Origin of the sequence: Streptomyces sp. NPDC003300 (genome assembly GCF_040610915.1) — a bacterium.
Taxonomy (GTDB): domain Bacteria; phylum Actinomycetota; class Actinomycetes; order Streptomycetales; family Streptomycetaceae; genus Actinacidiphila.
In genome coordinates this window covers 179975-192691 of record NZ_JBEXNE010000003.1, presented here as the reverse complement: position 1 = coordinate 192691, position 12717 = coordinate 179975, and the positions used below count along the sequence as shown (strand labels likewise).

At 71.9% G+C, this 12717-nt stretch carries 11 protein-coding genes; 3 read left to right on the top strand and 8 right to left on the bottom strand.

The genetic code is table 11. From position 1 onward, the window contains the following. Positions 1 to 223 precede the first annotated feature (223 nt). From ABZX65_RS05795 to ABZX65_RS05775, 5 genes are all read right to left on the bottom strand, one after another. Complete coding sequence (locus ABZX65_RS05795; protein WP_355335148.1) at positions 224 to 748, bottom strand: hypothetical protein; 525 nt, start codon at positions 746 to 748, stop codon at positions 224 to 226. Positions 749 to 1012: 264 nt separating this feature from the next. Next, positions 1013 to 1735 carry a glycosyltransferase gene (locus ABZX65_RS05790; protein WP_355335146.1) on the bottom strand — a complete coding sequence of 241 codons (723 nt, stop codon included), beginning with the start codon at positions 1733 to 1735 and terminating at the stop codon, positions 1013 to 1015. After that, positions 1732 to 2319: a class I SAM-dependent methyltransferase gene (locus tag ABZX65_RS05785; RefSeq protein WP_355335775.1), complete on the bottom strand. Its 588-nt coding sequence runs from the start codon at positions 2317 to 2319 to the stop codon at positions 1732 to 1734. The genes ABZX65_RS05790 and ABZX65_RS05785 overlap by 4 nt, the downstream gene beginning before the upstream one ends. Positions 2320 to 2363: 44 nt before the next feature. Next, positions 2364 to 3134, bottom strand: a complete 771-nt coding sequence (locus ABZX65_RS05780; protein WP_355335144.1) for a PIG-L family deacetylase — start codon at positions 3132 to 3134, stop codon at positions 2364 to 2366. Continuing rightward, positions 3131 to 4198 (bottom strand): acyl-CoA dehydrogenase family protein, encoded by a 1068-nt coding sequence (locus ABZX65_RS05775; protein WP_355335142.1) that lies wholly within the window; start codon positions 4196 to 4198, stop codon positions 3131 to 3133. Before ABZX65_RS05775 ends, ABZX65_RS05780 begins: the two co-directional genes overlap by 4 nt. A gap of 227 nt (positions 4199 to 4425) precedes the next feature. On the opposite strand from ABZX65_RS05775, the gene ABZX65_RS05770 reads away from it, so the two are divergent. Together ABZX65_RS05770 and ABZX65_RS05765 are read left to right on the top strand one after the other, a co-directional pair. Further along, the gene (locus tag ABZX65_RS05770) at positions 4426 to 4554 is read left to right on the top strand and encodes an LPFR motif small protein (RefSeq protein WP_355335140.1); all 129 of its coding nucleotides are present in this window, start codon (positions 4426 to 4428) and stop codon (positions 4552 to 4554) included. A 347-nt stretch (positions 4555 to 4901) separates the two neighbouring features. After that, on the top strand, positions 4902 to 5534 hold the full coding sequence (locus ABZX65_RS05765; RefSeq protein WP_355335137.1) for an NAD(P)-binding domain-containing protein: 633 nt from the start codon (positions 4902 to 4904) through the stop codon (positions 5532 to 5534). Between the two features lie 71 nt (positions 5535 to 5605). Here the strand turns inward: ABZX65_RS05765 and ABZX65_RS05760 are convergent, their stop codons facing one another. Then, positions 5606 to 6559, bottom strand: a complete 954-nt coding sequence (locus ABZX65_RS05760) for a DUF5996 family protein (protein ID WP_355335135.1) — start codon at positions 6557 to 6559, stop codon at positions 5606 to 5608. 401 nt (positions 6560 to 6960) lie between these two features. On the opposite strand from ABZX65_RS05760, the gene ABZX65_RS05755 reads away from it, so the two are divergent. Further along, the gene (locus ABZX65_RS05755; RefSeq protein WP_355335133.1) at positions 6961 to 8259 is read left to right on the top strand and encodes an amidohydrolase; all 1299 of its coding nucleotides are present in this window, start codon (positions 6961 to 6963) and stop codon (positions 8257 to 8259) included. 30 nt (positions 8260 to 8289) lie between these two features. Here the strand turns inward: ABZX65_RS05755 and uvrA are convergent, their stop codons facing one another. Both uvrA and ABZX65_RS05745 read right to left on the bottom strand, forming a co-directional pair. Next, positions 8290 to 10758, bottom strand: a complete 2469-nt coding sequence (gene uvrA, locus ABZX65_RS05750) for an excinuclease ABC subunit UvrA (RefSeq protein WP_355335131.1) — start codon at positions 10756 to 10758, stop codon at positions 8290 to 8292. A gap of 209 nt (positions 10759 to 10967) precedes the next feature. Beyond that, positions 10968 to 12482 carry an endo-1,4-beta-xylanase gene (locus tag ABZX65_RS05745; RefSeq protein ID WP_355335128.1) on the bottom strand — a complete coding sequence of 505 codons (1515 nt, stop codon included), beginning with the start codon at positions 12480 to 12482 and terminating at the stop codon, positions 10968 to 10970. Between the last annotated feature and the right edge of the window lie 235 nt (positions 12483 to 12717).

Here is a 12717-nt window from a genome sequence, read left to right as displayed (position 1 = left end):
GAGGGGCGGGACTCCCGAGGGCGCGTATCGCCGTGGCGTCCCGCCCTGTCCACGCTCCCGCGCGCAGGGCAGGGTGTCGTGGGGCCCAAGGGCCCGAGACGGGTGCCGGTCGGCCCCGCCCGGTCGGCGCCTGACGGCCCTGCGGCCGTAGCAGCGTCCGTCGCAGGAAGGCGGCAGCGCCTTGCCGGCCGGGCCCCGGTGGACGGCCGGTGCGGGACAGGTCTCAGCCGGCCGGCTGCAAAGCCCAGTAGTGCGGGTCGATGGGGGCTTGTCGCACCACGATGCGGCCGGTGACGTCGGGGCTGTCGACGAGTTTCCCCCACGAGTTGGAGTGGTCGCTGGGGGTGTGCTCGATGTCGGCCCAGACGACGCTGCCGGGTCCTGCGGAGCCGTAGGACACGGTCCACTCGGCGTACTTGTCGGAGCAGGCGTCGGTGACCTTCACGTGGTAGTCCGTCGTCAGGCCCAGGCAGGTGCGCGGGTCGGAGTCCGGTGTGGAGACCTCCATGGTTCCGTTGGGGCGTTGCCGTACCTGCCAGTTCGCCGACGTGGAGGCGGTGTCCGTGCAGGCGCCCAGCGCCACCATGCCGATACGCGCCTTCGTTTTGGGCCAGGTCAGGCACATGCCGTCCTTGAGGGCCGCGAAACGGTAGACCCCGTCGACGAGCGGGGCGGCGTGGGCGGGTTGCGCGAGTGCCGCCGTGGCGGCGGCAGCGGCGGCCATGATGGCGATGACGCGTGAACGCATGGGGTGGGACTCCTCGAACAGCCGTGGTCGATCTGATCGCGCGTCACGGGCGCGCGGTCGACGCGCGGCCCGCCGGAGACGGCGGCGGCACCGATCCTGGAGCACCGGCCCGCCCGGCGGCAGCCCGCGGTGGCCGCTGTCACCCGGCTGGCTGAGCCGCGTCACCCGATGGCGTGGCGGTGAGAGGTCCCCGCGCCGTCGCGGGTGCCAGCGGTGCCGCTCGTCGGTGGTTCCACGTACCCCTTGGCCGATACGCCGCGCCGGTCAGCTCGCCGGTTCGCTGCGGGCGGTGTGTTCGGCCTGCGCGGCGAGGAAGTCCGCGAAGCCGCCGCGGGCGCGGCCGTGCAGACGGGGCGAGGTCATGACAGGGGCGGCCGAGGTGCGCAGGACGCGATGACCGCGGCCGACCAGCGCGGCGACCAGTGCGTGGTCCTCGCCGACGTCGAGCGGCGGGAACCCGCCCACATCGCGGTAGGCGCTGACGCTCAGGCCCAGGTTGGCGCCGTGGACATGGGGGTGGTGCCAGTGGGCGCCGTCGGCCGGGCGGGTGGCTTCGTAGCTGAGCTGGTGCCGGACGGTGAGGGCGGTCGCCGTCGGCACGGTCACGGTGCCGACCACCGCGTCCCACCCGTCACGGGCGAGAGCGCTGTGGTGTGCCAGCCAGTGCGGGGGTACGGCGCTGTCGGCGTCGGTGGTGGCGAGCCACACCCGCTCGTGCGGGACGGCGATCTCCGCCAGCGCGTGCTCGGCGCCCGTGGCGCGCGCCCGGCCCGGACTGCGGAAGCCGACCGGCACCACGAGGGCTCCGGCCCGGTGCGCGATCCGGGCCGTGCCGTCACGGCAGGAGTCCGCGACGACGACCGTGCGAATCCGCACGGCGGCGAGTGCGGGGTGGCGCGCGGCAGCCGCGACCGCCTCCAGCGCGGCGGGCAGGAGCGCCTCCTCGTTGTGCGCCGGGATGACGACGGCGATGGCCTCGACCCTCACACCAGACCCTCGCGCTCGGCGGGACCGGGCGGGCTGCTCCCGTCGGCCAGGTCACGGCCGTGGACCTGGAGGACGAAGTCGGCCTCGCGGTGATCGGCGAGCAGTGACAGCCCGGGCAGGCCGGTCACGCGGTCCGCGATCTCGGTGCCCGTCCACAGGTGTTCGGGCACCGGGTGGTTCCAATGCACGGTGACGAGATGCCCGCCGGGCTCCAACGCCGTCCGGGCCCGGTCCAGAAGCATGTCGAGATCGGGAGCGGCGAAGTAATAGAGCACTTCGGACAGCACGATCAGATCGAAGGAGCCGTCCGGCCACTCGTCGGGCAGCGTGAGCTGACGTACCGTCACATTTTCTGCTGCGGCGGTACGTTGCCGCGTGGTCGCCACGGCGGACGCGACCCGGTCGCAGGCGAGTACCTCGTCGCAACGGGTCGCGAGTCGGCGAGTCAACTCACCGACCGAGCAGGCGGGTTCGAAGGCACGGCGGTAGCGCGGCAGGGGGAGCGCGGCCACGGTGATGTCGTACTTGCGCCGCTCGTACCAGCGTTCGGCGAGGTGCCAGGGGTCCTCGCCCCCGCCGTACATCGTCTCGAAGTAGGCGGCGGGCGTACTCGCCGCGTTCGTCCGGCTCACTGGAACATCACCTCGTGCGCGCGGAGGTGGTGGGCCACCTCGTCGGGCGGCAGGACCGCGGCGTCCTCCGGCGCGGGGCCGATGGGCTCGACCTGGGTGGCGAACCGGGCGACGGCGGCGCGCTTGCGGGCCTGGACGTCCGCGGGCAGGGTGACCCGGTGCGCGGAAGGCCACGGGACACGCGGGTCGCCGGGGTGCGCCCAGTGCCACATCCACACGGGGTACATCAGGCAGGGCACGGACGCCTGAGCGGCGGCGGCGAGCGCGGCCCGTCCTGCGGCTTCATGGTCACCGTGGACGTCGCCGATCCACGGCGCGAGGCACAACGCGGCGCCCTCCAGCACCGGGACGAGTGCCTTGACGATCTCGTCCTCGTGGAAGGCCACCCGGGTGTCCGGCACTTGCAACCGGACGACGTGGGCCGTGCCCGTGCCCAACGCCGCGAGGGCCTGGCGGAGTTCTTCGGCGCGCAGTTGTGTCAGCCGCTGGGGCGTGACGGCTTTGCTGTCGGCGTGCGACTGTTCCCCGTCGGTGACGGAGACCACGGTGAGGGCGGTCCCCGCGTCCGCCAGCATCGCCATCGTCCCGCCGGCGCCCAGCACTTCGTCATCGGGATGCGCGGCCACCACGACCACCCTGCCCGCCTCGGGCAGCCGCAGCTCGGGAAGCGCGCGCCAGCCGTCCCAGTCCCGCCAGAGCGCCTCGTCGGTGCCCGGCGCCTGGATGGGGTTGGCGTATGCGGGCGACGGGCCTGGTTGCTCGCTCACGACGGCTCCTTGCGGGCGGCGAGGCCGCCCAGTTCGGCGAGGTTGCGCTCGGCGTGGTGTTGGCGGATGTACACGGTCAGGTCGGCGGTGTTCCGGGCGTGGCGTTCGTCGTGGCACAGCGGACCGGCGCCGGTGGCCCGTCCCACGTGGGTGAGGACGTCCGCGCACACGGACTCGACGAACGCGCGGGTGCGCAGGCTCCGCATCCGCGCGGTGCCGCCGGTGTCGGACGGATCGCCGTCGATCTCCGCTGCGGCCTGCTTCAGTACGGCCGCCGCGGCATGGAGCAGCATGTCGACCGCGCCCATGTGCGCGTCGGTGTGCGGGTCGGGGCCGCGATCGGCGGCGGCGCGCAGCAGAACGTCGGCGACGGCGCGGGCCCCGCCGTACCAGCAGGCGGCCACGCCGATACCGCCGTGCTGGAACCCCGGCCGCTTCAGATAGCCGCCGACGTCGCCGACCGGCACACCGGGCACATGGTCGAAGCGCACGTCAGGGGTGTCGCTCCCGGCCATCCCGACGGCCTGCCAGGTGCCCGGCACCGGGCGGCAGCCGTCGGCCACCCCCGTCCGTACCGCGAACAGCCGCTTTCCCCGCTCCGTCGCCGCGGTGACCAGCGCGTGGGTGCAGCTGTGGGCTCCCGAGCAGTACTGCTTGAGCCCGGTCAGCACCCAGCCGTCGCGGTCACGGGTGGCGTGCAGTCCTTCGCCCGGCGGTTCGGCCGCCCACACGCCCCACCGCTCTCCCGGCCGGGGCGGCGGCGCGTCCAGTTCCGCCAGGATCGCCGCCGCGTCCACGTGTCCTTCGAAGAGCCGGGCCGCGCACAGATCCCGCTCGGCCACCGAGGTGAGGACGGCGAAGCGCTCCGCCGTACGACCCGAGCCCGGCAACGGGCAGTCCAGCGCTCCCGACGTCAGAGCGGCCACCAGCTCCGCGAAACGCTCCGCCGACTCCCGGGCCGCCGCCGCGACGGGAAGACCCGTCGCCGCGTCGTGGCCCGCCGGACCAGGAGCGGTCGCCGGTGGAGCGGTGGCGGGCCCGTCCTGCCGCGTGGTGCTCCGCATGTGTGGTGGCCTCCCTCGGTGACGACTCGTACGCATTCACAGCCTCACCCGGGACAGTGGCGTACGCATCCGGATGCCCCGCGGGGGCCGTCCTACACGGTCGCGCGGACAGTTCCCATGAGAACGAGCGGGAGAGCCCATGGGTGGCCACTATCCGGGTAGGGGACCATGTGAGGCTCCACACGCGGTGCCGGACAACCGCACCGCGTACCGAAGGAGGGTGAGCCATGTTCAAGGCCATCGCAGATGTACTCGGAAAGATCGGCAGCGCTGTCGCCACGGTGGTGTCCCTGCCGTTCCGGGCCGTGGGCCGCCTGTTCGGCGGAGCGTCCGACACCGCCCACGGTCACCACTGACACATCGGGCACCCTGGCGTCGCGCCGCGGGGGCTTGTCTCGGGTCACCGCTCCGGATGCGGGCGTCCGCCGCTTCCCGCAGGATGACAGAGTCGCCGACGTTCTCGGGACCGTCCTGAGCTGGGCTTTTCAGAGGGCGCCGCACCATGGCGGGACCGGAGCAGCGTCGCCTCGGCCGCGACCGGTGCCGCGGGGTGCGTACGGCCCGGTGTGCTCTGGCCGCACTCGACCGTGATGAGCCGGTGGCCGCGCGCCCCGAGCACGGAGCCGGACGGTGCCAGCCGTATACCCCTCTCCGGGCGCTCGGTCGCGGCCCTCGTCGGCCTTGACGGAAGAAGGAGTCAGCCATGCAGATCACGATCGTCGGTGCGGGCAACATGGCCCGCGGCATAGCCACCCGCGCCCTCGCGGGCGGCCACCGGGTCCGTCTCGTGGACAGCAACCGGGCCAAGGCGGACGCCCTCGCCGCCGACCTCGGCGCGGACGCGAGCGGCGCGGACTTCGACGCGCTGGACGGCGCGGACATCACCGTGCTCGCCCTGCCGTTCGAAGCGGCGAAGACGGTGGCCCGTGAACACGCCCGGGCCCTCGCGGGCAAGGTCGTCGTGGACATCTGCAACCCCGTCGACTTCTCCACCTTCGACTCGCTCGTCACCCCGCCCGGCGTGACCGCAGTCAGCCTCGTCGCGGCCGAGGCTCCGCAGGCCCGCTTCGTCAAGGCGTTCAACACGACGTTCGCGACCACGCTCGTGGCCGGCGAAGTGGCCGGTCAGCCTCTGGACGTGTTCATCGCCACGGATGACGACGACGCACGGGCGACCGTCACCGAATTCGTCACGAGCGGCGGCCTGCGCCCCATCGACGCCGGACCGCTGCGCCGCGCCCTGGAACTGGAGGCGTTCCAGTTCCTGCACATGACGCTCCAGGACCGGCTCGGACTGAAGTGGTCCAGCGCGATCAAGATCATTCCCGAATCCTGAGGTGTCCCCATCGTGTCCGCCGCGAAGGGCTGCCCGGGCGCCCGCGTCGTGGTCGGCCCAACCAGCTCGGTTCAGGGGCGCAGGCCCCGGACGGCGTCCGGCCGCGTCCGGCTCATGTACCAGCCGTCGACGCGGGGCCCGATGAGGTCGGACGGCCAGCCCGACAGCCCGACGGCGGCGTCGTAGACGGCGTCACCGAACGTCACGATGGCCTGGTGCGGGTCGGCCGTCTCCCTGAGCCTGTCCCACGGCAGGAGAACCAGACCGGCGTCGGGATTCCAGACCGCCCCGTCGACACCCCAGGACCGGCCGTCGAGGCCGTCCGGCTGAGGCCAGATGTAGGCGTACATACCGGCGCCGGGCGCTGTGGCGTCCCCGAAGGAGAAACCCACCGCCACGTACTCCCGGAGCTGGGCGTTCTGCATGAACGCCGGACGATCGGGCGGCGGCTCGGTGGGCCGCGCCCGGTGCCGCGTCGCGGACAGGTCGAAGCCGCCCCACATCACCCCGACCCGGGGGCGGTGCCCGAGGAAGGGCGCCTGCCACGTTTCGAGTCCGCCGGCGGCGAGGTTCAGCGCTTGCCACATCAGCCGGGCGACGCCGGGATCCCAGGCGCGTTCGACGTGATCGTCCTCGAAGGTCGGCTCGCAATCCGGAATCTCGCAGATCAGCGAAGTACGCGGCCGGGTTATGCCCAGCTCGGCCGCCGCGTCGCGGAACGCCGCGTAGAACGCGGCGACTGATCCGTTCGACAAGGGCACCGTCCGCGAGCCCGCGTCGGCCTCGACGACCACGTCACCGTCGAGCAGGCGGTAGTGCACAGCGAAGGTCACCCCTCGCCGCCGGAACGTCGGCGTCCTGAGCCCGCGGGGAGTGACGTCGAGGACGACGTTTCCCCAGCCGACTTCGAAGAGCTCGTCGAGGGTGTACTTGCCCGCGACCTGCACCACCCGGTTGACGTATCCGACCATGGCCGCCATGTCCTCGTGGACCAGCGTCGGCCATCCATTGCGTCGTTGGCTCACCGAGAGCCTCCCAGTGCGTCGATCGGGTCGGCAGAAGGGATGCGTCGTGGATCGCGTGGGCTTGCGGATCGTGGCGCGATCGTAGGGCCATTTTCGCACGCGGGTCACGGGCCTGCCCGCTCGGTCACGGCGCTTCCCGCCCGCTCACGGTCTGATCGACGCCGAGCCGACGCGTGCGTACACGGCCGTCCGCGCGTCGTGGCGCGCCCGCGGAAGGCGGAAGGCGGAAGGCGGCCGGTGCGGGTACGCGGGCGGCGGGCGGCCCCGGCTCACCCGGCAGCGGTGATCACGAATGCCAGGTCAGGCAGCACGGCAGGGGCCGGGTTACCGTCGGGTCATCGAGCTGGTCGACCAGCTGGTCAACCATCCGGGCAACCCCCATCGGCGAGGAGCTGGCGGCTGTGGCGATCGACGATTCCACCGGTACGGCGGCTCCCGCGGACGTCGTCCTGGCCGGACTGCCGGAAATCCGTTCCGAGCTGGAGGACGTCTACCGGGACCTGCACGCCCATCCCGAGCTGGGCCACCAGGAGCACAGGACCGCGGCTCGGGTGGCCGAGCGCCTGACGGAGTGGGGCTACAGGGTGCACGCGGGTGTCGGCGGCACCGGCGTGGTCGGCGTACTCGCCAACGGCGACGGGCCGGTCGTCCTGCTGCGGGCCGACATGGACGCGCTGCCGGTCCGGGAGGACACCGGTCTCCCGTACGCCAGCACGGCCACCGCCACGGACGCGTCCGGCCGGGACGTCCCCGTGGCCCACGCCTGCGGCCACGACATGCACGTCACCTGTCTGCTGGGCGCGGCCAGGCTGATGGCGGCCTCCCCGACGTCGTGGCAGGGCACGCTCGTCGCCCTGTTCCAGCCCGCGGAAGAACCCGGGGACGGCGCCGACCGCATGCTCGCCGACGGTCTCGCCGACCGCGTCCCCCGCCCGGACGTGGCGTTCGCCCAGCACGTACTGCCCTATCCCGCCGGGACTCTGGGCACCCGCTCCGGGTCGTTCCTCTCGGCGGCGGACAATCTGAAGATCACCGTCCATGGCCGGGGTGCCCACGGCTCCGCTCCCCAGGCCGCGATCGACCCGGTGGTCATGGCGTCGATGATCGTGGTCCGCCTTCAGACGATCGTCTCCCGAGAGCTGGCCGCGACCGAGCCCGCCGTGCTGACCGTGGGTTCCGTCCACGCCGGTACGACCGGCAACGTGATCCCGGACACGGCCGAGATCCAGCTCAATGTGCGCACCTACGACGAAGGCACCCGTGAAGCCGTCCTGGCCGCCGTGCGGCGCATCGTCACAGCCGAGTGCGACGCCTCCCGCGCGACCCGGGACCCGCAGTACGAAGAGGGCGGCCGCTTCCCGCCGACCGTCAACGACGAGGCCGTCACCGCCGACGTCTCCGCCGCGTTCACCGCCTACTTCGGCGAGCGGGCCCGTACCAGCGCGTTGCAGAGCGCCAGCGAGGACTTCAGCCGCGTCCCTGACGCCTTCGGCACCCCGTACACCTACTGGGGCATCGGCTGCACCGACCCCGACGCCTACCGTGCGGCCGAGCGGCGCGGCACCGTCGCCCAGGACATCCCCGTCAACCACAGCGCCCGCTTCGCCCCGGTCCTCCAGCCCACCTTGGACACCGGCGTGCAAGCCCTGGTCGTCGCCTCCCTGACCCGGCTCGCCCGCCTCGACGACCGACGCGGCTGAAGCGCCGGTGGTCAGCGCTTCGCGCCGTCGTCAGGAGCGCGCGAGGCGGGCCGCGAGGTAGGGCGCGGTGGCGCTGCGGCGGGCCTTCGCCACCTTGTCCGGCGGCCCCGCCGCGACCACCCGCCCGCCCGCGTCGCCGCCGCCCGGTCCGAGGTCGATGACCCAGTCGGCGGTGGCGATCGTGTCGAGGTCGTGCTCGACGAGGACGACCGTGTTGCCGGCGTCCACGAGCCGGTGCAGCTGTCGTAGCAGCAGCGCGATGTCCGAGGGGTGCAGCCCCGCCGTCGGCTCGTCGAGCAGGTAGAGCGCGTGCCCGCGGCGGGCCCGCTGCAATTCGGTGGCCAGTTTGATGCGTTGCGCCTCGCCACCGCTGAGTTCCGTCGCGGGCTGCCCTAGCCGCAGGTACCCGAGTCCCACCTCGCGCAACGTCTCCAGACTGCGGGAGGCGGCCGGGACGGCGGACAGGAACCCGGCGGCGTCGTCGACGGACATTCCCAGCACTTGCGCGATGTTCTTGCCGCGGTAGGTGACTTCCAGCGTCTCGGCGTTGTAGCGGGCGCCCCGGCAGGTCGGGCACGGCGCGTAGGTGCCGGGCAGGAACAGCAGCTCCACCGCGACGAATCCCTCGCCCTGGCAGGTCTCGCACCGCCCTTCGGGCACGTTGAAGGAGAACCGCCCGGCCGAGTAGCCGCGCGCCCTGGCCTCCTCCGTCCCCGCGTACAGCCTGCGCACCGCGTCGAACATCCCCGTGTACGTGGCCAGGTTGGACCGGGGAGTCCGGCCGATGGGCCGCTGGTCGACCCGGACCAGCCGGTCGAACGACTCGACCCCCGACGCGTCCTGGACGTCGACCTCCAGCTCCGCCTCGTCGGGCTCCTCGGGTACGAGCCCGAGGTGGCCGCGCACGACCTCGGCGAGCACCTGCGTCACCAGCGTCGACTTCCCGGAACCGGACACACCCGTCACCGCCGTCAGCACGCACAGCGGCACGTCGACCGACACATCGCGCAGATTGTGGCGTGAGACGCCGCTCAGACGCAGCCAGCCGTGCGGTGTGCGCTGGCGGTGTTCGAGCGGCTGAGCGCGCCCGAACAGGTACTGGCTCGTGGCCGACTCCGCGACCCGCTCAAGACCGGCGACCGGGCCGCTGTACAGCACGCGTCCGCCGCCCTCACCCGCGCCGGGGCCGATGTCCACCACCCAGTCCGCCCGCCGCACGACGTCCATGTCGTGTTCCACGACGAACAGCGAATTGCCCGCCGCCTTGAGGCGGTCCAGCACGTCCAGCAGCGGTTCCGCGTCGGCCGGGTGCAGCCCGGCGGAGGGTTCGTCGAGGACGTAGACGACGCCGAACAGCCCCGAGCGCAGTTGGGTGGCGATCCGCAGGCGCTGCGCCTCGCCGGGCGACAGGGTCGTCGAGCGGCGCCCGAGGCTGAGATATCCCAGGCCCAGGTCGAGCAGTACGTCGATCCGCGCGACGAGATCGCCGCAGATCCGGACCGCGGCCTCGGTCGTCTCCCCGGACCGGGCGGTCGACGTGGTGGCGTCGGCCTCGGACCGCCCCACGACGGGCCGCAGCAGCGCCACGACCTCGGTGAGCGGCATCGCGTTGATCTCGGCGATGGAACGTCCGGCGAAGGTCACCGCGATTGCCTCGGGCCGCAGTCCGCTGCCGTGGCACTCGGGGCAGGGCACACTCCTGACGAACCGGAGCGCCCGTTCGCGCATCTTGTCGCTCTTGGAGTCGGCGAGGACGTGCATGACGTGCTTGCGCGCGCTCCAGAACGTGCCCTGGTAGCCGTAGTCGACGCGGTCCTCCTGCGGCTGGATGTACACGGAGGGCTGCTCGTCCGTGTACAGCAGCCAGTCCCGGTCCTTCTTCCTGAGCCTGCGCCACGGCCGGTCGATGTCGATCCCCAGGCCGCTCACGACACTGCGCAGATTGGCGCCCTGCCAGGCGCCCGGCCAGGCGGCGATCGCCCCCTCGCGGATGCTCAGCGAGGGGTCCGGGACCAGCAGGTCCTCGGCGACGTCGTGCACGACGCCCAGTCCGTGGCACTGCGGGCAGGCACCTGCCGCGGTGTTGGGTGAGAACGACTCGGCCTCCAGCCGCGCGGCCCCCGGGGGGTAGGTGCCGGCGCGGGAGTACAGCATGCGCAGCAGATTGGACAGCGTCGTGATGGTGCCGACCGTCGAGCGCGAGCTGGGCGAGCCGCGTCGCTGCTGCAGGGCGACGGCCGGCGGCAGTCCGGTGATTTCCCGCACATGCGGTGCGCCGACCTGTTGCAACAGCCTTCGGGCGTACGGTGCCACGGACTCGAAGTAGCGTCGCTGGGCCTCCGCGTAGAGGGTGCCGAACGCGAGCGAGGACTTGCCCGAACCGGAGACGCCGGTGAAGGCGACCATCGCGTCCCGCGGAACGTCGACATCGATGTTCCGAAGATTGTTCTCACTGGCGCCCCGGACATGCACGAAGGGGTCGGTCGCGTCCTTGTCCACTGTTCCTGACTACCCGATCGCGCCCGGATCCGCGCGACAGGCGCCGCCACCGGGCCTAGGTTCTGTCCGGCGGATCACGAATGGCCCCTTCGGCGACCGTGCTCCGGGCGCCGCGCGGGCCCCCGTCCGTCCACGCGACGGGACGTCTTCCGGCGCGCCCCATGGCGCCGGAAGACGTCCCTCACCTCATCGGATGAAGTGGGGCGCGGTCAGTTGCCGGCCCATGTCCATTTCTGGTTGCTGCCGCCGGAGCAGGAGTACATCTGGATCTGGGTGCCGTTGGCGGTCCCGGTGCCGACCGCGTCCAGGCAGAGCCCCGACTGGGTGCTGGCGATGGAGCCGTCGGAGTTCAGGCGCCACTTCTGGTTGGCGCCGCCCCAGCAGGAGTAGATCTGCGCCTTGACGCCGTTGCTGGTGCCGGCCGCGTCCAGGCACTTGCCGAGGGATTTGAGTTCGCCGTCCGACGTCAAGGTCCACTTTTGGTTGCTGCCGCCGGAGCAGTCCCACAACTGGACCTGCGTGCCGTCGGTCGTCGTGGAGTTGGGCACGTCCAGGCACCGCCCCGAACCCGTCCCCTTGATCTGACCGTTGCTTCCGCCGCCCGGCGGGGTCGTGGGAGGAGTGGTCGGGGGCGTGGTCGGAGGTGTGGTGGGAGGCGTGGTCGTGCCACCTCCGGCCGCGTTGAGAGCGTTCAGGACGGCTGTGTACGCGGCCTTCTTGTTGCCGCTGTTGTCGAACAGCAACGGCGTGTCCTGGCTGCGCCACGAGTCGCTGTCCCGGACGCCCCATACCGTCGTGCCGAGGCAACGCGAGACCGCCAGGCAGTCGTTGGTGATGTTGGCGTACGTGGTCGGCGACGCGCCCTGGACGTCCAGCTCGGTGATGGCCACGTCGACGCCGAGAGCGGCGAAGCTCTGGAGCGTGGTACGGAAGTTGCTGTTGTACGGGCTGCCGCTGTTGAAGTGGGACTGGAAGCCGACGCAGTCGATCGGAACGCCGCGGGCCTTGAAGTCCTTGACCATGTTGTAGACACCCTGTGTCTTGGCGTCGTTCCAGTTCTCGATGTTGTAGTCGTTGTAACAGAGCTTCACGTTCGGATCGGCCGCCCGCGCCGTCCGGAAGGCGACCTCGATCCAGTCGTTGCCGGTGCGCTGGAGGTTGGAGTCGCGTCGTCCACCGGAACCGCCGTCGGCGAACGCCTCGTTCACCACGTCCCACTGCGCGAGCTTGCCCTTGTAGTGACCAACCACGCCGTTGATGTGGTTGATCATCGCCTGGCGCAGCGCGCTGCCGCTGAGGGACTGCATCCAGCCCGGCTGCTGGCTGTGCCAGGCCAAGGTGTGGCCGCGTACCTGCTTGCCGTGTTGTACGGCCCAGTTGTAGACCTGATCGCCGCCGTTGAAGTTGAACTGGCCCTGCTGGGGCTCGGTGGCGTCGATCTTCATCTCGTTCTCGGCCGTCACCATGTTGAACTCGCGGTCGGCGATCGTCGTGTAGGCCGAGTCGCCGAGCTTGCCCGAGGAGATGGCGGTGCCGAAGTACCGCCCGCTCTGCGCGGCTGCCGCGCCGAGGGACGTCGCGGCGGCGCCCGAGGGAGCCGCCGCCACCAGGACCGCCGTGGCCGCCACGACCGAGCCGGTCGCGACGGCGACGACGGCCCGGTGGACACGGCTGAGCCGTCGTCGGGTCCCGGGCGGGGGCGGGGGTATGGCCTTTGTGCTCATCGCAGAGCCTCCATAACCGATTCACAGAACGTGGGGGGACACGCGGGACACGCCCGCGGATTCGTAGGCGTCGACCGTTCCGGCTCCACCGAGTCGGCAGGGCCGTCGCCTCGGGGACTCAGTGTGGAAACGCCCGCGAAACGTGTCAACACTTTCGGAGAAGTTTCGGAAACTATGGCTGGTCGAGGTAATGGCTGCACGGCTTCTGAGCACGTCCGAGGCACCGAAAGTTTCG